This window comes from Verrucomicrobium sp. GAS474, from assembly GCF_900105685.1.
Lineage (GTDB): Bacteria > Verrucomicrobiota > Verrucomicrobiia > Methylacidiphilales > GAS474 > GAS474.
Map to the genome: position 1 here is coordinate 1,777,566 of NZ_LT629781.1, position 19,109 is coordinate 1,796,674.

18 protein-coding genes and 1 other RNA gene are annotated in these 19,109 nt (G+C 67.8%); 16 read left to right on the top strand and 3 right to left on the bottom strand.

The window, feature by feature from the left end; translation table 11 throughout:
• The first annotated feature begins 5 nt into the window (after positions 1-5).
• The 15 genes from BLU04_RS07375 (at position 6) to BLU04_RS07445 (ending at position 14,498) form a co-directional block, all read left to right on the top strand.
• Positions 6-548 carry an amino acid-binding protein gene (locus BLU04_RS07375; protein ID WP_197673063.1) on the top strand — a complete coding sequence of 181 codons (543 nt, stop codon included), beginning with the start codon at positions 6-8 and terminating at the stop codon, positions 546-548.
• A 148-nt stretch (positions 549-696) separates the two neighbouring features.
• The gene (locus BLU04_RS07380) at positions 697-2,076 is read left to right on the top strand and encodes an aconitase family protein (RefSeq protein WP_093284123.1); all 1,380 of its coding nucleotides are present in this window, start codon (positions 697-699) and stop codon (positions 2,074-2,076) included.
• Between the two features lie 24 nt (positions 2,077-2,100).
• Positions 2,101-2,412: a hypothetical protein gene (locus BLU04_RS07385; RefSeq protein ID WP_093284125.1), complete on the top strand. Its 312-nt coding sequence runs from the start codon at positions 2,101-2,103 to the stop codon at positions 2,410-2,412.
• Between the two features lie 94 nt (positions 2,413-2,506).
• Positions 2,507-3,007 carry a hypothetical protein gene (locus BLU04_RS07390; protein WP_157895188.1) on the top strand — a complete coding sequence of 167 codons (501 nt, stop codon included), beginning with the start codon at positions 2,507-2,509 and terminating at the stop codon, positions 3,005-3,007.
• Between the two features lie 39 nt (positions 3,008-3,046).
• On the top strand, positions 3,047-3,514 hold the full coding sequence (locus BLU04_RS07395) for a hypothetical protein (RefSeq protein WP_157895189.1): 468 nt from the start codon (positions 3,047-3,049) through the stop codon (positions 3,512-3,514).
• A 118-nt stretch (positions 3,515-3,632) separates the two neighbouring features.
• Positions 3,633-4,982 carry an efflux RND transporter periplasmic adaptor subunit gene (locus BLU04_RS07400; RefSeq protein WP_093284133.1) on the top strand — a complete coding sequence of 450 codons (1,350 nt, stop codon included), beginning with the start codon at positions 3,633-3,635 and terminating at the stop codon, positions 4,980-4,982.
• Positions 4,979-8,092 carry a CusA/CzcA family heavy metal efflux RND transporter gene (locus BLU04_RS07405; RefSeq protein WP_093284136.1) on the top strand — a complete coding sequence of 1,038 codons (3,114 nt, stop codon included), beginning with the start codon at positions 4,979-4,981 and terminating at the stop codon, positions 8,090-8,092. The genes BLU04_RS07400 and BLU04_RS07405 overlap by 4 nt, the downstream gene beginning before the upstream one ends.
• 89 nt (positions 8,093-8,181) lie before the next feature.
• Positions 8,182-9,651, top strand: a complete 1,470-nt coding sequence (locus BLU04_RS07410) for a glycosyltransferase family 2 protein (RefSeq protein WP_157895190.1) — start codon at positions 8,182-8,184, stop codon at positions 9,649-9,651.
• A 37-nt stretch (positions 9,652-9,688) separates the two neighbouring features.
• Positions 9,689-10,495 (top strand): GDSL-type esterase/lipase family protein, encoded by an 807-nt coding sequence (locus BLU04_RS07415; RefSeq protein WP_197673065.1) that lies wholly within the window; start codon positions 9,689-9,691, stop codon positions 10,493-10,495.
• A 60-nt stretch (positions 10,496-10,555) separates the two neighbouring features.
• Complete coding sequence (locus BLU04_RS07420; protein ID WP_093284141.1) at positions 10,556-11,266, top strand: lipid-binding SYLF domain-containing protein; 711 nt, start codon at positions 10,556-10,558, stop codon at positions 11,264-11,266.
• Between the two features lie 79 nt (positions 11,267-11,345).
• An RNA gene (gene ffs, locus BLU04_RS07425) (signal recognition particle sRNA small type) lies at positions 11,346-11,439 on the top strand.
• Between the two features lie 8 nt (positions 11,440-11,447).
• Positions 11,448-13,265 (top strand): DNA polymerase III subunit gamma/tau, encoded by a 1,818-nt coding sequence (gene dnaX / locus BLU04_RS07430; RefSeq protein ID WP_093284143.1) that lies wholly within the window; start codon positions 11,448-11,450, stop codon positions 13,263-13,265.
• A 31-nt stretch (positions 13,266-13,296) separates the two neighbouring features.
• Positions 13,297-13,602, top strand: a complete 306-nt coding sequence (locus BLU04_RS07435) for a YbaB/EbfC family nucleoid-associated protein (protein ID WP_093284146.1) — start codon at positions 13,297-13,299, stop codon at positions 13,600-13,602.
• Between the two features lie 33 nt (positions 13,603-13,635).
• Entirely contained in the window at positions 13,636-14,274 is a 639-nt protein-coding gene (recR, locus tag BLU04_RS07440; RefSeq protein ID WP_093284148.1) for a recombination mediator RecR, read from the top strand.
• 11 nt (positions 14,275-14,285) lie between these two features.
• Positions 14,286-14,498 carry a PspC domain-containing protein gene (locus BLU04_RS07445; RefSeq protein ID WP_093284150.1) on the top strand — a complete coding sequence of 71 codons (213 nt, stop codon included), beginning with the start codon at positions 14,286-14,288 and terminating at the stop codon, positions 14,496-14,498.
• Between the two features lie 80 nt (positions 14,499-14,578).
• Here BLU04_RS07445 and leuA read toward each other — a convergent pair whose 3' ends face one another.
• Positions 14,579-16,273 carry a 2-isopropylmalate synthase gene (gene leuA / locus BLU04_RS07450; RefSeq protein WP_093284152.1) on the bottom strand — a complete coding sequence of 565 codons (1,695 nt, stop codon included), beginning with the start codon at positions 16,271-16,273 and terminating at the stop codon, positions 14,579-14,581.
• A 345-nt stretch (positions 16,274-16,618) separates the two neighbouring features.
• Between leuA and BLU04_RS07455 the strand changes: the two genes are divergently transcribed.
• Positions 16,619-17,092 (top strand): hypothetical protein, encoded by a 474-nt coding sequence (locus tag BLU04_RS07455; protein ID WP_093284156.1) that lies wholly within the window; start codon positions 16,619-16,621, stop codon positions 17,090-17,092.
• A 73-nt stretch (positions 17,093-17,165) separates the two neighbouring features.
• Here the strand turns inward: BLU04_RS07455 and BLU04_RS07460 are convergent, their stop codons facing one another.
• Positions 17,166-18,323 carry an L-dopachrome tautomerase-related protein gene (locus BLU04_RS07460; RefSeq protein WP_093288526.1) on the bottom strand — a complete coding sequence of 386 codons (1,158 nt, stop codon included), beginning with the start codon at positions 18,321-18,323 and terminating at the stop codon, positions 17,166-17,168.
• A 60-nt stretch (positions 18,324-18,383) separates the two neighbouring features.
• Positions 18,384-19,109 carry an ATP-binding cassette domain-containing protein gene (locus tag BLU04_RS07465; RefSeq protein WP_093284159.1) on the bottom strand — a complete coding sequence of 242 codons (726 nt, stop codon included), beginning with the start codon at positions 19,107-19,109 and terminating at the stop codon, positions 18,384-18,386.

Below are 19,109 nucleotides of genomic sequence, written 5' to 3' on the forward strand. Positions count from 1 at the left end.
GGATTATGGCGGCCAGCCTCTACCCCTCGATCCAGGTCGGCACCCAGCTCGCCTTGTTCCTCACGAACAAGCCGGGCTCGATCGGCGCCGCCGCCGACGTGATCGCCCACGCCGGGGTCAACATCCTCGCGCTGACGACCTCCGACACGGTCGACCACATGGTCCTCCGCGTCGTCGTCGACAAGCCGAAGACCGCCCTCCTGGCGCTCGAGTCGCACGGCACCCTCGTCATCGAGAACGAGGTGATCCTCCTGGAGGGGGCCAACCGCCTGGGGAGCCTCTCCACCATCGCGAACCTCCTCGCCGAGGCGAAGATCAACATCGACTACGCCTACTGCGCCACCCCGTCGAACTCCAAGCAGGGGCTCCTCGTCCTCCGCCCCTCCGACGTCCCGAAGGCCCTCAAGGCGCTGAACAGCGCCGACCTGGGCCGGGCCGGGGAGAAGAAGTTCCTCGCCGCCGCCAAGGCCCGCGCCGCCCTCGAGCAGAAGGCGAAGGGCAAGGCCCTGAAGGCGACGCCCGCCGTCCGAGGCCGGGCGCGGGAATAGGGGAAAGGCGGGGCGATCCCCGCCTGTTTCCCTTCTTTTCCCCGCTTTCATCCCCCCTTTCATCTCTGAAAGGCTCCCGTACGTGAAGCGTACGGCGGGTGAAATAGGATTGTAACAAACCCCTTCCGGGGTTACCTTGATCGACTCTATGACTCTTACGGAGAAAATCCTCGCCCGCGCCTCGGGCCGCACGCACGCCGCCCCCGGCGACAACATCTGGGTGAACGCCGACGTCCTCCTCACGCACGACGTCTGCGGGCCGGGGACCATCGGCGTCTTCAAGCGCGAGTTCGGCCAGGACGCGAAGGTCTGGGCGAAGGACCGCATCGTCATCATCCCCGACCACTACATCTTCACGGCCGACTCGATGTCGAACCGCAACGTCGACATCCTCCGCGACTTCTCCCGCGCCCAGGGCCTCCCCTACTTCTACGACGTCATCGACGATCCCGAGGGGGCCTGGCACTTCGACGCGGCCCAGGGCCAGTTCAAGAAGCAGTACGGGAAGAATTTCGCCGGTGTCTGCCACACCGCGATGGCGGAGCGGGGCCACGTCCGCCCGGGCGAGATCCTCTTCGGCACCGACAGCCACACCTGCATGGGCGGCGCGTTCAACATGTTCGCGACCGGCATCGGCAACACCGACGCGGGCTTCGTCATGGGCACCGGCAAGCTCCTGGTGAAGGTCCCCGAGACGATGCGCTTCTACCTCGAGGGTGAGATGGCCCCCGGCGTCATGGCCAAGGACGTCATCCTCCACGTCATCGGCATGATCGGCTTCGACGGCGCCACCTACCGCGCCATGCAGTACGAGGGGCCGGGCGTCGGCTCCCTCTCCATGGACGACCGGATGACGATCGCCAACATGGCCATCGAGGCCGGTGCCAAGAACGGCATCTTCCCCGCCGACCAGAAGACCTTCGACTACGTCAACGAGCGGATCGCCGCCAACGGCACCCGTTCCAAGTACGAGCCCGTCGAGATCGACCGCGACCAGAAGTTCGCCTACGACGCGAAGGTCGACCTCTCCGCGCTCGAGCCGACCGTCGCCATGCACCCGAACCCGGGCAACCGCGCCCTGGCGAAGGAACTCGGCAACATCGTCCTCGACCGCGCCTACGTCGGCTCCTGCACCGGCGGCAAGACCTCGGACTTCCTCGCCTTCGCCGAGATCATCCAGGGCCACCAGGTGAAGATCGACACCTTCGGCGTTCCGGCCACCCCCAACGTCGTCGACGAGCTGAAGACGACGATCTGGGACGGCAAGAGCGTCTGGACGATCATGGAGGACGCGGGCGTCCAGATGACCGAGAACGCCTCGTGCGCGGCCTGCCTCGGCGGCCCCGTCGACACCTTCGGCCGGATGAACAAGCCGCTGAAGTGCATCTCGGCCACGAACCGGAACTTCCCCGGACGGATGGGCCACAAGGATTCGCAGGTCTTCCTCGCCTCCCCCTACACCGTCGCGGCCTCGGCCCTCACGGGCCGGATCACCGATCCCCGGGAATACCTCTCCGTCGCCGTCTAAGCGGCGGCTGCCACGGCTGATCCCATGCGCCTCCTCGCCTCGCTCTCCGTCGCGCTCGTCCTCCTCCTCGGGGGCTGCGCGACGGTCGCGGGCGGGAACGCGGAGTTCAACTGGATCGTCTCGAAGGAAGGGGCCGACTTCAACAAGAGCGGTCCCGCCCAGGACGTTCCCGACCGCCACCTCGGCCTCGGCACCCGCCTCCGCATCATCGGCAGCAGCGGCGATTACTACAAGGTCCAGCTCGTCAGCGGCGAGACCGGCTTCGTCCCCACCGACGCCATCAACATGGCCCCGAAGGAAGACTCCGGCACCGGCCAGGGCCTCGGCAGCGGTTAGGCAGGTCCTTTTTTTTGAGAATCGCCCCTCTCCATTTCAATATGAATCGAGGAACGTGAGGCGATTCTGGATCGTGTTGGCCTGGATGGCCGGAGTGATCATCGGCGTCCCCGTGGCGCTGATGGCGTATCTTTATTTTGTCTCCATTCCCCCCAAGGAAGAATCGTTGATTCGGAATTTCGCCCAGCATCGGGCGGAGTTCGAACAACTGCGCGGAATGTTGCAGGCCGATACCCATCTGGTTCGGGCGGCTGGCTGGGGGGTGCAAACGGTTGATCCGCTTTATCTTGGTCCTCAGTCCGGGAGCTCTTTTCCGGTTGAGCGTTACGATCTCTATTTGGCTCTCCTCAAAAAAGTCGATGGCGTGGGCGTCTCGCGTGGAGAAGGGGAAAACCCCGATGTCTTCATCCTTTTATGGGCGACGGGATGGGCTGGAGATACCAAACACGTGGAGGTTTCCTATCTGAGCCGGGAACCTGCCGACATGGTTGAGCGCCTCTATGTTCATTTTCGCAAACGGCTGCCCTCCGAAGGGTGGAAACGACAGTATAAACGGATCGAGGGGAATTGGTATTTATCGACGGACATTTGGTAGGATTGCTTTTTGGCCGCAGCCGGGATACGATTTATCCCCATGAAGGCCTCCACCGTTCTTCGCCGCCTTCGGGCGCGCTTCGGGACGGTCTTCTTTGGTGCGGCACTTCTCGCCGCCCTCTTCATCCTTTCTCTCCCTTCGTCGTGCCTCGCCGCCGTCTCTCTCTGCGGTGAAGGCATGCCGGTCGTTACAGCTATGGCTACGGCCAAGGCCGATGCCTGCGCGATGGAAGAGGGGACTTCGCCCTCTTGCTGCTGCACAGTTTCCTCTGCCGAGGATTCCCAGGCCTCCCTTCCGCAGGCACTGCCGCCCCTCACCCAGGGCGGCGTGAAGGCGGACTTCTCCGTTTCCCCGCTTTCCTTCCTCGTCGTCTTCACGACGGACGATTCCCGCACGGGCGGGGCCGAAGTCGCGGCCCTGGCCTCCTCGCCCCGTTTCCGTTCTGCCGCCTTCGCGGCTTCGGACGGAACGGCGGCCCGTTCCCTCCTCGGCTCGTGGTTGATCTGATCGCTCGTTCGTCCTGAACGAGACGGGCGCGGCATGGTCCTGCGCCCTTCGCCCCTCCGTCCTTTCGTCGGACCCGGCTCTATCGTGGCTTGGTTCCGGCGGATCAACCCGATCTCCCATGAATCCGTTTCCCCCCCTCTCCGTCGTTCCCTCCCGCCGCCGCTTCCTCTACGGCATCGGCGCGGGCCTTGCGCTCGCCTTGGCCGGGTGCAGGGAAAGACGCACCGAAAATCCCGTCGCCGACTACACCTGCGCGATGCATCCCGAGGTTCGCTCCCACGATCCGAAGGGGCATTGCCCGATCTGCGGGATGGATCTCATCCCCGTGGCCTCGACGGCCGTTTCCTCCGCCTCCGCCGCCACGACGAAGGCCGATCCCTTCACGATCCCGCCGGAGCGGCTCGCCGCCATCGGGGTGCGGACGGGGACCGTCGAGCGGAAGCGGGTCGCTTTCCCGCTGCGTGCCCCGGCGACGCTGGCCTACGACGAGGCCGGGTTCCGCGACATCAACGTGAAGGGCGGCGGGGGATACGTCGAGAATCTGGCCGCCAATTATGTCGGCAAGCCGGTCGCGAAGGGGGAGCGCCTGATGACCGTCCTCGTCGAGGATTGGATCGAGGCGCAGAAGGCCTACGTCGCCGCCTGGCGGGCGCGGAACCGGACCGGCGGGGCGAAGTTCACGCAGAACGCCTTCGCCGCCGACCAGGAACTGGAGCGGTTCCGCGCGCGGCTCCGCATCTGGGACCTCTCCGGGGCGCAGATCGCCGAGCTCGACCGCTTCGCCGCGACGGTCTCCGAGTTCGACCTCCGCACGGGGAAGGGACTCAAGGGGACGCTCGACATTCTCTCGCCGGTCTCCGGCTGGGTGACGGAGAAAAGCGCCGTCGAGGGGATGCGCTTCGAGGCGGGGCAATCGCTCCTCCGCCTCGCCGATCTCTCGACCGTCTGGGTCGAGGCCGCGTTCGACGAGGCGGCCGCCCGCTACGTCGCTCCGGGGACGGCGTTCACGGTCCGGGTCGAGGCCCTGCCCGATTTCCAAGCCGAGGCGCGGGTCGATTACCTCGCCCCCGGCTTCGCCGAGGGGAGCCGCCGCCGGACGGCCCGGCTTCGGCTCGCGAATGCCGACGGCCGCCTCTCCCCCGGGATGATCGCCTCGGTCGAGAGCGCGGTCGCCCTGGGCGAAAGGCTGGTCGTCCCCGCCTCGGCGCTGCTGCCGACGGGGACGCGGCAGGTCGCCTTCCTCGACAAGGGGGAGGGGCGGCTGGAGCCCCGCTTCGTCGTCGCCGGAGCCCGGTTCGGCGAGGAGGTCGAGGTCGTCTCGGGACTCGCCGAGGGGGATCGGGTGATCACGAGCGCGAATTTCCTGATCGATTCCGAGAGCCGCATCCAGGGGGCGCTGAGGGTCTTCGAGGGGGACGAGAACCGGGGCAGTGAGGGCAACGCGGGAAATGAAGGGAGGATGCCGTGATCGGCTCGATCGCCGACTGGTGCGGGCGGAACCGCGTCCCGGTCTTCTTCCTCTGCCTGCTGGGGGCCGTCTGGGGCGTCGCCTCGCTCCATGAGACGAGCCTCGACGCCCTGCCCGACCTTTCCGACACGCAGGTCATCGTCACGGCGGAATGGCCGGGCCGGAGTCCCGCCCTCGTCGAGGATCAGGTGACCTACCCGATCTCGAGCCGCTTCGTCTCGGCCCCCGGCGTCAAGGCGGTGCGCGGGCAATCGATGTTCGGCAAGGCCTTCGTCACGGTCCTCTTCAAGGAGGGGACCGATCTCTATTGGGCCCGCTCCCGCGTCGTCGAGCAGCTCGCCTCGGTGCGCGGGATGCTGCCGGAGGGGATCGATCCCCAGATCGGCCCCGACGCGAGCGGCGTCGGCTGGATCTACCAGTACGCCCTCGTCGACCGGAGCGGGCGGCACAGCCTCGCCGAATTGCGGACGTTGCAGGACTGGACGCTCCGCTACGCCCTCGCCTCGGTCCCCGGCGTCGCCGAGGTCGCCCCGGTCGGCGGCTTCGTGAAGACGTGGCAGGTGACCCTCGATCCGGCGAAGTTGAGCGCCTACGGCATCGGCGTCGCCGAGGTCGCCGACGCGGTCCGCCGGAGCAACGGCGAGGCCGGGGGCCGGACGCTCGAGGTTTCCGGGGCCGCCTACTTCGTCCGGGGGAGGGGATACCTCCGCGAGGCGGCCGATCTCGACAAGGCGGTGATCAGGGGGAAGGGTGCGTCGGCCGTCGTCGTCGGCCAGGTGGGCCGCGTCGAGGTCGTCCCCGACCTGCGGAACGGCATCGCCGAGTTCGACGGCGAGGGGGAGACCGTCGGCGGCATCGTCGTGATGCGGAACGGGGCCGACGCCCCGGCGACGATCGACGGGGTGAAGCGGAAGCTCGCCGCGCTGAAGCCCTCCCTCCCCGAAGGGGTCGAGGTCGTCGCCGTCTACGACCGTTCCGTCCTCATCGGGAAGGCGGTGGCGACGCTCCGGGACAAGATCGTCGAGGAGGCCCTCATCGTCAGCCTCGTCTGCCTCCTCTTCCTCGGCCACCTGCGGAGCGCGCTCGTCGCGATTCTCATGCTCCCGCTCGCCGTCCTCCTCGCCTTCATCCCGTTCCATGCGGCGGGGCTCTCCGCGAACATCATGTCCCTCGGCGGCATCGCCATCGCCATCGGGGCGATGGTCGACGCGGCCATCGTGATGGTCGAGGGCGCGCATCGGGAGATCGCCCGCCGCGGCGGCGCGGAGAGCGTCGCCGAGCGGACCGAGGCGGTCCTCTACGCGGCGCGGAAGCTGGGGCGGCCCCTCTTCTTCTCGCTCTTCGTCGTCGCCGTCTCGTTCATCCCGGTCTTCGCCCTCCAGGACGAAACGGGACGGCTCTTCCGCCCCCTCGCCTCGACGAAGACCTTCGCGATGTTCTTCGCGGCGCTCCTCTCCGTCACCCTCGTCCCGGCGCTGATGGTCCTCTTCATCCGGGGGAAGATCGCGCCGGAGGGGCGCAATCCGCTCAACCGTTTCCTCGAGGGGCTCTACCGTCCCGCCGTCGACCTCGTCCTCCGTTTCCCGAGGCGGACCCTCGCCCTCGCCCTGCTCCTGGGGCTGGCGACGCTCTTCCCCCTCCTCCGCCTCGGTTCCGAGTTCATGCCGCCGCTGAACGAGGGGGACATCCTCTACATGCCGACGGCCCCGCCCGGGCTCTCCTCCGCCGAGGCGGCGCGGCAACTGGGGCGGCAGGATGCGATCCTGAAGGGCTTCCCCGAGGTCGAGAGCGTCTTCGGCAAGGCGGGACAGGCCGAGACGGCGACCGATCCCGCCCCGCTCTCGATGTTCGAGACGACGATCCGGTTGAAGCCCGAGTCGGCCTGGAGGCCCGGGATGACGCGGGAGAAGCTCCTCGCCGAGATGGACGGGGCGACGCGGACGCCCGGGATGGCGAACCTCTTCTGGATGCCGGTCCAGACCCGGACCCAGATGCTCGCCACCGGCTTCCGCTCCGCCCTCGGCCTGAAGGTCTATGGCCCCGACACCGAATCGATCGACCGGGCCGCCCGCGAAATCGAGCGGGCGCTCTCCGACCTGCCGGGAACGCGGAGCGTCTTCGCGGAGCGTCTTTCCGGCGGCCGCTACCTCGACATCGTTCCCGACCGCGACGCCCTCGTCCGCTACGGGGTGACGGTCGCCGAGGTGAACGCCGCCGTCGAGTCGGCGATCGGCGGCGCGCCGGTGACGACACTCGTCGCCGGGCGGGAGCGGTATCCCGTCGCCGTCCGCTACGACCGGCCCTTCCGCCAGGACGTCGAGGCGCTGGGGGAGGTCCGGGTCGGCGATGCGGGCCAGGGCATCCCGCTCTCCTCCGTCGCCCGGATCGCCTTCGCGGCGGGGCCGCCCGAGGTGCGGAGCGAGGGGGGACGCCTCGTCGGCTTCGTCCTCGTCGATCTCGATGCCTCGGTCGCCGACATCGGGGCCTACGTCGCCGACGCCAACCGGCGGATCGCCGAGCGGGTCCCTCTCCCCGCCGCGCAGGGCTACGCCGTCGAGTGGGCGGGGACGTTCGAGTCCCTCCGGAACGCGCAGCACGCCCTCGCCTTCGTCATCCCCGTCACCCTCCTGATCCTCGGCTTCCTGATCTGGCTTAACACCGGCTCGATGGCGCGGACGGCGCTGGTCCTCCTGGCGGTGCCGTTCTCCCTCATCGGGGCGTTCTGGCTCCTGTGGCTCCTCGGCTTCAAGATGAGCGTCGCCGTCTGGATCGGCCTCATCGCGCTGGCCGGGATCGACGCGGAGACCGGCGTGGTGATGCTCCTCTACCTCGACGAGGCCTTCGACGAGCGGCGGGCGGCGGGAACGCTCCGCACCCGCGCCGACACCCTGGAGGCGATCCGGGAGGGCGCGGTCCGGCGGCTCCGCCCGAAGGCGATGACGGTCTGCGCGATCCTCTTCGGCCTCCTCCCGATCCTCTGGACCGAGGGGACGGGGAGCGAGGCGATGAAGCGGATCGCCGCGCCGATGGTCGGCGGGATCGTCACCTCGGCGCTCCTGGAGCTGCTCCTCTATCCCGTCCTTTATCTCCTGTGGCGGGGGCGGCGGTAACGGGCCGGGGACCGGGCGGGGATTGCAAACGGAAGGGAATGGAGTACGCTCTTCCACCCCTTCCGTCTCCTTTCCGTTTTCCCGATCCCATGCCCGCCCTGCCCCGCAGCCCCTATTTCTGGGTCCTCTTCTCGACCGCCCTGGTCATCCTCGTCGCGGGCCTGATCCTCGGGTTTTTCGTCCAGGGTTGGCTCGCGTGGATCCTGGTCGCGGTCTACGTCGGGTTCGACGGCTGGCTCCTCGCCTCCTCCTACGCCGCGGCCCGGGCGGCGATCCAAGAGGAAAAGGAAAAGGAAAGGATGGCCCCCGGTCTCTCCCCGATTCCCGACTCCCCCCTGCCGCAGCCGGTCTCCCTCTCCCTCGTCATCTGCGCCCGGAACGAGCGGGCGGCGCTCCCCTTCATGTTGGAGACCCTCCAGAAGGCGCTCCGCAAGACCGAGCGGGCGGGCGAGGAGATCGACATCGTCGTCGTCGACGACGGCTCGACCGACGGGACCGGGGCGTGGATGCGGGACCATTTCATGATGCGGGCGGCGGGCGGCACCGCCTCCGGCACGCCGGTCTTCGTCTCGCGCACGTGGCCGGGCCTCCGGCTCCTCGTGCGGAAGGGCGGCGGCAAGGCGTGGGCGCTGAACGAGGGTTGGCGGGCGACGGCCGGGGAGGTCGTCGTCACCCTCGACGCCGACACCCTCGTCGAGTCGGGCGCGCTCGAGGCGCTCCGCGCCTCCTTCTCCGCCGATCCGTTCCTCGCCGTTTCGGGCGGGGTGCTGACGCCCCAGTGCGCCCCGGGGACGGGCTGGCGCGGCGGGCTCTTCCAGTTCTTCCAGACCTTCGAGTACCTCCGCTCCTTCCTCTGGCGCGCCTCGTGGCGGCGGCGCGGCTGCCTCGTCCTCGTCTCCGGGGCCTTCGGGGCCTACCGCCGCCAGGCCCTCGCCGCCGTCGGCGGGTACGATCCGGGCAGCCTCGTCGAGGACTACGACATCGTCTACCGCATCCACCGCCACAGCGGGGAGATGGGCCTCGGCTGGAAGGTCGGCCTCTGCGGCGCGGCCCGCGCGGTGACCGACGTCCCGGCCCGCATCGCCCAGTTCCTGCGGCAGCGGCGACGGTGGTTCGGCGGCTTCCTCCAGGTCCTCTTCCGCAACCGGGACATGGCCGGGAAGGCCCAGTACGGCACTGTCGGCTCCTACATGATCCCCCTCAAGGCCGTCGATTGCCTCCTCCCGCTCTATTCGCTGGCCGCTTCGGGCGTGCTGGTCTGGTTCCTCGCCACGGGGCGGATGTGGAACCCGATCATCCTGGCGATCCTCGCCGGGAAGTTCCTCTACGACGCGACCTTCCATCTCCTCTCCGCCCGCCTCTGGCAACGGTGGCAGGGGGACCGGGGCCTCCTCCCGGGGGCGCTGCTGGCGACCTTCACCGAGCCCTTTTTCTTCCAGCTCCTCCGCCACTTCGGGGCGCTCCTCGGCTGGGTCGATTTCTTCCGCCGCCGGATCGATTGGACGCCGCAGCGGCCTGTCGTGGCGTTGGGGAGTGTGTCTGCGAATGAAGGGAAATAGTTGCAATCGGGACCGGGTCGGGAAAGATAGGGGGCCTATGATGCGACGTTTTCTGGGCTTGGTTCTGGGGTTGGTGTTGTTCTGCGCGGTCCTTCCCGCCTTCGCCGAGATCCCGGCGGCCGATGTCTGGCCCCTGCCGAAGCCCCCCGAGGGGGCGAATCCGGCCGAATTCGCTGCGCCCCGGATGGATTGGGTCGACCGGGTTCAGGGAACGCTGAACCGGACCGAGGGGAAGCAGTACGATCTGATCTTCGACGGCGATTCGATCACCGACGGCTGGCAGACCAAGGGCAAGACCGTGTGGGAGGCCCGCTACGCCCCGCTGAACGCCGTCGATTTCGGCATCAGCGGCGACAAGGTCGAGCACGTCCTGTGGCGTCTGAAGGAGGGCCAGGGCGCGAAGGCCGATCCGAAGCTCGTCGTCCTCATGATCGGGACGAACAACACCGGCCGCGACAGCGCCGACCAGATCGCCGCCGGGATCAAGAACCTCGTGGCGGCCTATCTCGTCCAATGCCCGCACGCCCGGCTCCTCCTCCTGGCCGTCTTCCCCCGCAGCGCGTTGCCGACCGACGCGGTCCGGGCGAAGATCAAGGAAATCAACAAGCAGATCGCGGCCCTCGACGACGGCGGCAAGCGGGTCACCTTCCTCGACATCGGCGACAAGTTCCTCCAGCCCGACGGCACCCTCACCGCCGACATCATGCCCGACATGCTCCATCCCAACGAGAAGGGCTACCAGATCTGGGCCGACGCCATCGCTCCCGAGATCGAGAAGACCTTCCCCAACGCGCCGAAGGGGAGCGCCGCCCCCGCCACCCCTCCCGCCCTGAAAGGACCCTGACGAAAGGAATCGGGGGACGCGTTTGATCGGCGCGGGAAAGAGTGATAGGCTCTCTCCCGCATGATCAAATCCTTTGTCCGTTCGGGCCTCTTCGCCGCCCTCGCCGGCGTCCTCGCCCTCTCCTTCACCGCTGCTTCCGCCTCGGCGGAGCGCCTGCCGAAGCTCGTCGGCGAGGCGATCTCGATCCTCGAGACGAAGCAGAACTCGGGCAAGCCGATCCCGCCCCGCATCCTCCAGCAGGCCCGCGCCGTCGCCTTCATCGAGGTGACGCGCGGCGCCTTCGGCTTCGGCGGCTCGGGCGGCGACGGCGTCCTCCTCCTCCGGCAGGCGAACGGCTCGTGGTCGGCCCCCTTCGCCTTCGGCCAGAACGGGGCGAGCGTCGGCTTCCAGATCGGCGTCGACGTCCAGCGTTACATCTACATCTTCAACACCGATCAGGGCTGGAAGCCCTTCGTCGGCGACGGCCACCTGAACTTCGAGGCGCTGGCCCGGGCGACGGCCGGTCCCGACTCCGACTCGACGGTCGCCGACTCGGGCCTTCCCCCGGTCGATCTCTACATCTATTCGGTCTCCAACGGCGTCTTCGCCGGGGCCGCCATCGGCGGCCAGAGCGTCGGCGGGGAGAAGGGCGTGAACCGCGCCGCCTACGGCACCGCCGACGCGGCGAAGATCTTCGACCCGAAGACCCTCATCCCCGATTACACGAAGCCGCTCTACGAATCGCTGAAAAAGGCCGGGGCGAACAAGAGCTGGTATAATCTCGGCAAGTAATTGGGGCCGAAGGGCGGGTTCCCCGGGGCCGTCCCCAGAACCGCCCTTGCAATTTCGGGGTGATCCCGTAATTTGATAAAGCCAAGAGCGGCAGAGCGCCGGCAGGGTAACCCCGCCAGGTCCGAAAGGAAGCAACGGTAACTTGACCGTCGTTGTTGCCGCTCTTGGTTTTTTGCGTCCCATGAGTGATCTTGATTTTGCCCTCACCTCCGCTGCCCCCGCTCCCGCTCCTGCGCCCTATCAGGTCTTCGCCCGGAAATACCGCCCCCGCACCTTCGCGGAAGTCATCGGACAGGAGCACATCACCCGTACGCTCTCCAACGCCATCGGGCAGGGCCGCCTCGCCCAGGCCTACCTCCTCGTCGGCCCGCGCGGCACGGGAAAGACCTCGACGGCCCGCATCATCGCCAAGGCGCTGAACGCCCCCGGCGGCCCCCAGATCGACTTCGACCCCGATTCCGAGATCGCGAAGGAAATCGCCGAGGGCCGCTGCATGGACGTCCTCGAGATCGACGGCGCCTCGAACAACGGCGTCGAGCAGGTCCGCGACCTCCGGGACAACGTCCGCTTCGCCCCGACGAAGGGCCGCTTCAAGATCTACATCATCGACGAGGTCCACATGCTGACCTCGGCGGCCTTCAATGCCCTCCTGAAGACCCTCGAGGAGCCGCCCGCCCACGTGAAGTTCATCTTCGCGACGACCGAGGTCCACAAGGTCCCCGCCACCGTCCTCTCCCGCTGCCAACGCTTCGACTTCCGCCGCATCCCCGACGCCGCCATCGTCTCCCACCTCGGCCACATCTGCGCCAAGGAAGGGGCGACGGCCGAGGAAGGGGCCCTCCGCGTCATCGCCCGCCACGCCGACGGCGGCCTGCGCGACGCCGAGGTCGCCCTCGACCAGGTCATCGGCTTCTTCGGGAACCGCGTCGAGGAGGCCGCCGTCCTGGAGATGTTCGGCCTCACCGGGATCGGCCCCGTCGCCGACCTCGCCCGGGCCATCGTCCACGGGGACGCCTCCGGCCTCCTCCGGCAGAGCCGCTCCCTCGCCGCCGCCGGGAAGGACATCACCCGCCTCGCCCACGACCTGCTGAAATTCTTCCGCGACTTCGCCCTCTGGCAGACCGCCCCCGAGGCCGTCGAGGCCGAGCTGGCCGCCGGGGAAAAGGAGGCCTTCTCCGTCCTCGCCGCGAACCTCACCCCGCGCGGGACGATCGCGATCCTCGAGGAGCTGGGAACCCTCGAAGGGCGTCTCCGCTACGCGCTGAGCAAGGACGTCCTCTTCGAGGTGACGCTCCTCCAGCTCTCCCAGCTCCGGGAACGGGTCTCCATCGAGGCGATCCTCCACCGCCTCGGCGGGGCCGCGGAGGCCGGTTCGTTCTCCGCCGCGGCTCCGGCGGCGACGGTGGCCCCGGTCCCCGCTCCCGCCTCTCGCCCCGCTCCGGCGGCGGCGGCTCCGATTCCTGCTCCGGCGCCCGTTCCGGCGGCGGCAGCGGTCCCGGCTCCCTCTCCCGTTCCCGAAGCGGTCCCGGCCAAGAAGGTCGATCCGGCGAAGGTCTGGGCGCGGGCGGTCGCCCAGTTCGCCCAGGAGCGGCCCCTCGAGGCGGCGAGCATCGCCACGACGCGGGTCGCCGAAATGCGCGGCGACGAGATCGAGATCGCCCTGCCCGCGAACCTGAAGCACAAAATCGCCGCCTTCATGTCGCCCCGGAACATCCCGATCCTCCAGGAGGTCCTCCGCGCCGAGTTCGGCCGTCCCGTCGGGATCGTCTTCCTCGCCATCGACGAGGCGTCGAAGGACCCCGCCCTCATTCCCGCCCCCGTCGCCGCCCCGACGAACGAGCCTCCCGCGCCCTCCAACGCCGCCCCCGCGCCCGGCGCTTCGGCCCCGCTCTCCAAGGAGCCGATCCGGATCAGCGAGAAGGAATACAAGGACGATCCGCTGATCCGCAAGGCGCTCGACCTCTTCCAGGCCCGCGTCGTCTCGACCAAGAACAGCTGACAGCGAACGCCAAGCACCTCCCCCCTTACCTATGAACATTGCGAAGTTGATGAAGCAGGCCCAGCAGATGCAGGCCGAAGCGCAGAAAATGCAGGCCGAGCTGGCGACGAAGAAGTACGAGGCGACGAGCGGCGGCGGCGCGGTGAAGGCCGTGGCGAGCGGCGAGGGGAGCCTCCTCTCCCTCAAGATCGATCCCGCCATCGTGAAGGAAGGCGATGCCGAGATGCTGGAGGACCTCATCCTCTCCGCCGTCCGCGACGCGATCGACCAGGGCCGCAAGGAGGCGCAGGCCTCGATGTCGAAGCTCACCGGCGGCATGGGCCTGCCCGGGTTCTAGTTCCCCCTCGGAAGACCGACCGCGCCTGCGACCGTGGCCGACTATCCCCCCAGTTTCAGCGAGCTGATCGCCGCCCTGCGGCAGCTTCCCTCCGTCGGCGCGCGGAGCGCGGAGCGGCTCGCCCTCTTCCTCGTCGGGGCCGGCCCCGAGGTCGGCGGCCGCCTTGCCGCCGCGCTGACGCAGGCGGGGCGGAACATCGTCGCCTGCCGGGAATGCGGCTTCTACGCGGAGCGCGAGGCGGAGGAAGGCCACGGCGGGGAGGAGGGCGTCCTCTGCCCGATCTGCCGCGACGGGAGCCGCGACGGCTCCCTCTGGTGCCTCGTCGAGCAGGCCGACGACGTGGTGAAGTTCGAGAAGGCGGCGGGCGGCGGCTTCCGCGGCCTCTACCACGTCCTCGGCGGGAAGCTCTCCCCGCTCGAGGGGATCGGCCCCGACGAATTGCGGATCGCCCCGATGCTGGCCCGCCTCGCGACGCGGCCGCCGAAGGAAGTCATCCTCGCCCTCGGCACCGACGTCGAGGGGGAGACGACGGCCCTCTACCTCGCCCCCCTGCTGAAGGCGCGCGGCGTCGCCGTCTCCCGCCTCGCCACCGGGCTCCCCGCCGGGGGCGGCCTCGAGTTCGCCGACAGCGTGACGCTGGGGTACGCATTGGCGGGACGGCGGGAAATCTGATATAGTAGGGGATGAACAGCCTCGGCGATAACGGGAAGAAGCATCTTCGGAAAAGCGCGAACAAGCTCATCTTCGGCGTCTGCGCCGGGGTGGCCGAATACCTCGACGTCGACCCGACCCTGGTCCGCGTCATCTGGGCGCTCCTCATCCTCCTGTACGGGACCGGCGTCCTCGTCTACCTGATCCTGGCGTTGATCATGCCGAAGCCGGTCGGTTCCCTCTGATTTTTCAGGCTTTCTTCCGACGAAAAAGGGCGGCGCGGGAATTTCCCGCGCCGCCCTTTCCGTATTCCGCGATCGGGCCGCTACTTCTTCCCGGCCCGGTTCAGGGCGCTGACGACGGCCCCGATCGAGGCCGTCTCGATGCTCGTGTTGCGGCCCGCGCCGAAGACCGTCTTCCCGTCGGGGAACTTCAGCTGGATGTAGGCGATCGCCTCGGCCTTCGCCCCCGTCCCGAGGGCATGCTCCGAGTAGTGGATGACCTCGAAGGGCCCGACGAGCGGGGAGATCGCCGCGACGAAGGCCGCGATGGGGCCGTTGCCGGTTCCCCGCACGGTCACGCCCTCGCCGTCGACGTTGAGGATCGCCTCGCCGCGGGCCGTCGGCGGCTTCAGGCGGTCGCTCTCGGAGTGGAACTCGATCAGGTGATACTTCGCCCCGGGCTGGGTGACGTAGACCTCGTTGAAGAGCGCGTGGATCTCCTCCGCGCTGATCTCACGGCCCAGCTTGTCGGCATGGTCGTTCGCCAGGGGGCCGAATTCCTTGTGCATCGGCTTCGGCAGGGCGAGGCCGTACTCGGTCTCCAGGACCCAGGCGACGCCGCCCTTCCCGGACTGGCTGTTGATGCGGATGATCTCGCCGTATTCGCGGCCGATGTCCTTCGGGTCGATCGTCAGGTAGGGGACGTCCCACTGGCCCTTGAAGGCGGCCTCCTTCTGGAGTTTCATCCCCTTGTTGATCGCGTCCTGGTGGGAGCCGGAGAAGGCGGTGAAGACGAGGTCGCCGCCGTAGGGCTGCCGGGGGGGCACCTCCATCTTGGTCACCTTCTCGTACATCGCGCGGATGCCGTTCAGGTCGGAGAAATCGAGGCCGGGGGCGACGCCCTGCGTGTAGAGGTTCAGCGCCACGATCACGATGTCGAGGTTGCCGGTCCGCTCGCCGTTGCCGAAGAGGGTCCCCTCGACGCGGTCGGCCCCGGCCAGCAGCGCCAGCTCGGTCGCGGCGACGCCGGTACCGCGGTCGTTGTGGGTGTGGAGGCTGAGGACGATCGACTCGCGGTTCTTCACGTGGGTCAGGAACCACTCGATCTGGTCGGCATAGACGTTCGGCATCGCCACCTCGACGGTGTCGGGGAGGTTGAGGATCATCTTGGCCTGGGGCGTCGGCTGCCACTGGGCGACGACGGCCTCGCAGACCTCGAGGGCGAAGTCGACCTCGGTGGCGGAGAAGCTCTCCGGCGAGTATTGGAACGTCACCTCGGTCCCGGGGAGGCGGCCCGCCTTCACGCGGTCCTGGATCCACTTCGTCCCTCGGACGGCGATGTTCACGATCTCGGCCTTCTCCAGCCCGAAGACGATCCGGCGCTGGGCGGGGGAGGTCGAGTTGTAGAGGTGGATGATCGCCTTCTTCGCCCCCTTCAGCGATTCGACGGTCCGCTCGATCAGGTCCTCGCGGGCCTGGACGAGGACCTGGATCGCCACGTCGTCGGGGATGCGGCCCTCCTCGATGAGGCGGCGCATGAAGTTGTACTCGGTCTCCGAGGCGGAGGGGAAGCCGACCTCGATCTCCTTGAAGCCGATCTTCACGAGGGCGTCGAACATCTCGAGCTTCTGCTCGATGTTCATCGGGACGGCGAGGGCCTGGTTGCCGTCGCGGAGGTCGACGCTGCACCAGCGCGGGGCGGCGGTGAGCTGGCGCGAGGGCCATTGGCGGCCGCTCATGTCGAACGGCATGACGACGGGCTGCATCGGACGGTATTTGGCGGACGGGACGGGGATCATGGGAAAACTCGGTTATAGACGGAATTGAAGGGAGAAACAACCCGACGCATCGGGTGACAGGGTGAACCCGGTTTTCTCCTCCGAAGGCGAGGGGCGAGCAAAGCGCAGCGAACTACGCAGGAAGCAGCCCCACGGCCCCGAAGGGGAAGCCGGGCCCGGTAAGTCGGGCGGAGAGAAGGGTAAGCTGCTTCATAGGAAGGAAGCGTAAGATGCCTGATTTGAGGGGCGGAGTCAAGCCAGCCCCGATTGAGGAGAGTGGTTTCCGTTTTTCGATTTGTAGCGTGATGTGCTTCTTTTGGATTTTAAAAATGAACGAAACGGGCGCGGCATTGTCATATCCTCACTATGAAATCCCTAGTGTGTGCGACGGCTCTGAGTCTGTTCCTTACGCCGATTTTATCCCAGGCGGCGACCTTCGACCAGCCGGTGACAGTAAAGGAGACGAAGAATCCCGATCAGAGCGTGACCCGGATCTATTCCCAAGGAGGTTCCGTGATCTTGCAGCAGGAGGTCGGTGCCGGGTCCGGCAGCATCGGGCAATTGGTCTTCTACAAAGACCGGGTGGTCGTCGACGACCGTGCGGGAAGTCGGCCTCTCGCCGGGGCGATGCGGACCGTTCCCTCGAACGATCTGAAGATCGCTGTGGTTTCCATCGCCGCCGATGAGCTCAGTCCTGCGCGTCTCCGCATTTGTGACGTCGCGACGCAGGAGATCCTTTCCGAATTCTTCATCGACAAGGAGGGATTGATGAAGCCCGTCACGAAGGCGGAACACGATGCCGACCTTGCATTGCGCCGCCAGAAGCTGGCAGTGAAGTAGAGAGGTTTTTTAAATCCAGCCAGCCCTGACTTTGCCGCTTCGGTTTGCGGCAGCGTCAGGGCTTTTTCATGGTTCAGAGCTTCAGCCGATAGATCCGGAACGGCGGGCGGAAGCGGTTTTGGCCGTCGTGGAAGGCGGGCATGAGGTTGATCTGGGAGCAGGTGAGGTAGAGGTAGCCGCCGTGGAGGCTGTAGCTGTCGGGCCAGAGGAGGCGGGAGGAGTCCTGGATGAGGCTCAGCTTCTGGAGGTCGGGGGTGATCTTGATGATGCGGTTATTTTCGATGTCGCCCAGGTAGAGGTTGCCCTTGGCGTCCATCTCCATGCCGTCGGTGGCGACGAAGCGGCCGAGGGATTCGACCGCCGATTCGATTGGCATCTCGGGGACCTTCGGATCGCGGAGGAGCTCGGTGTCGATGCGGTAGAGTTTGTTGTCGGTGAGGGGCTTGAAGTAGAGCTTGTTCCTGTCGGGGCTCAGGGCGATGCCGTCGGAGTGGATCTTCGCCGGGCCCGCGGCGGTGGCCAGTTCCCGCCCGTCGACGACGAAGCGGTAGGCGGGGTCGGAGAGCGTCGAGGGATGGCCGTGGAGGACGAGGCGGGATTCGCCGGTGGCGAGGTTGAGGACGACGATCCCGCCGTTGCTCGACGAGGTGAGGTAGGCGAAGCCCCGGGGGCCGTCGACCCGGATGTCGTTGAGATAGCTCTTCGCCCCGGCGACGGCCTCGGGGAAGCGGTAGACGCGGGTGACCTTGTTCGTCTTCAGGTCGATGCGGACGACCTTGTTCGCGTGCTGGTAGACGTCGCCGAGGCCGATCCCGGCGGAGTCGACGACCCAGAGGGAACCCCAGTCGTCGGCGTAGACGGCCTGGGCGCAGACGAATTTATCCTGCCCGTTCTCGCCTTTCTGGAAGCTGTTCCACGTGGCGTCGGGGTAGGGCTTCGTCGAGCCGTCCTTCGCGACCTCGACGACGGAATAGCGGTGGGCGTCGAGCCAGTAGGGGTAGCAGACGAAGAGCCGCCCGCTGACCGAGACGGCGACGCCGGTGAACTGGTAGGTCGGATCGGCGAAGACTTCCTCGAGTGCCGGGGACGAAGGGGGAACGGGGGCCGGTGCGGGCTTGGGAGCCGGTGCGGGCGCGGCAACAACGGCAGTCGAGGGGGTGTCGGCCCGCAGGGCGGCGGCTCCGGCAAGAAGGAGTAGGAGGGAGACGAGGGCGGGGAATCGGAAAGGCATGAAGACCATCTTAGCACAGGTGGGCGGAGGTTTCTATCGAGAGGATGATCCCGGAGCGGATCAGGAAAGAAGGAACTGCCGGAGGCGGTCGCTCTGCGGGGTGGAGAGGATTTCCCGGCCTCCGGTTTCGGCGAGGCGGCCCTGGTCGAGGAAGTGGACGATGTCGGCATGGGCGCGGGCGAAGCCGAGGGAGTGGGTGACGAGGGCGAGGGCGATGCCCTGCTCGCGGAGGGTGAGGAGGTGGTCGAAGAGGATGCGCGCTTGTTCGAGGTCGAGGGCCGAGGTGATCTCGTCGAGGAGGAGGCACTGGGGCTTCAGCGCCAGGGCGCGGGCGAGGGCGGCCCGCTGGCGTTGGCCGCCGGAGACGGCGTTCGGGTGGCGGGAAAGGAAGGACTCCATCCCGAAGGTCTGCGCGAGGGGGGCGATGAGGTCGGCGATCTCCTCCTTCGATTTTCCGGCGCTCACGAGCGGGAGGGCGATGTTCTCCCGGAGGGTGAGGTGGGGCCAGAGGAAGAACTGTTGGAAGACGACGGTGAGCTTCGGCCAGGGCGGGGCGGGATTCTCCGCGTCCGGGAAGAGGTAGGGGACGCCGTCGATGCGGAGGGTGCCGCTGTCGGGCTTCTCGACGAGGGAGAGGGCGCGGAGGAGGGTCGACTTGCCGCCGCCGCTCGGGCCGACGATGGCGGTGATTTCCCCGGCGCGGAGTTCGAGCGAGAGGTCGTCGAGGACGGGTTGGCCGTCGCGCGTTTTCCGCAGGTTCTCCGCTTTCAGGAAAGGCGCGCTCAT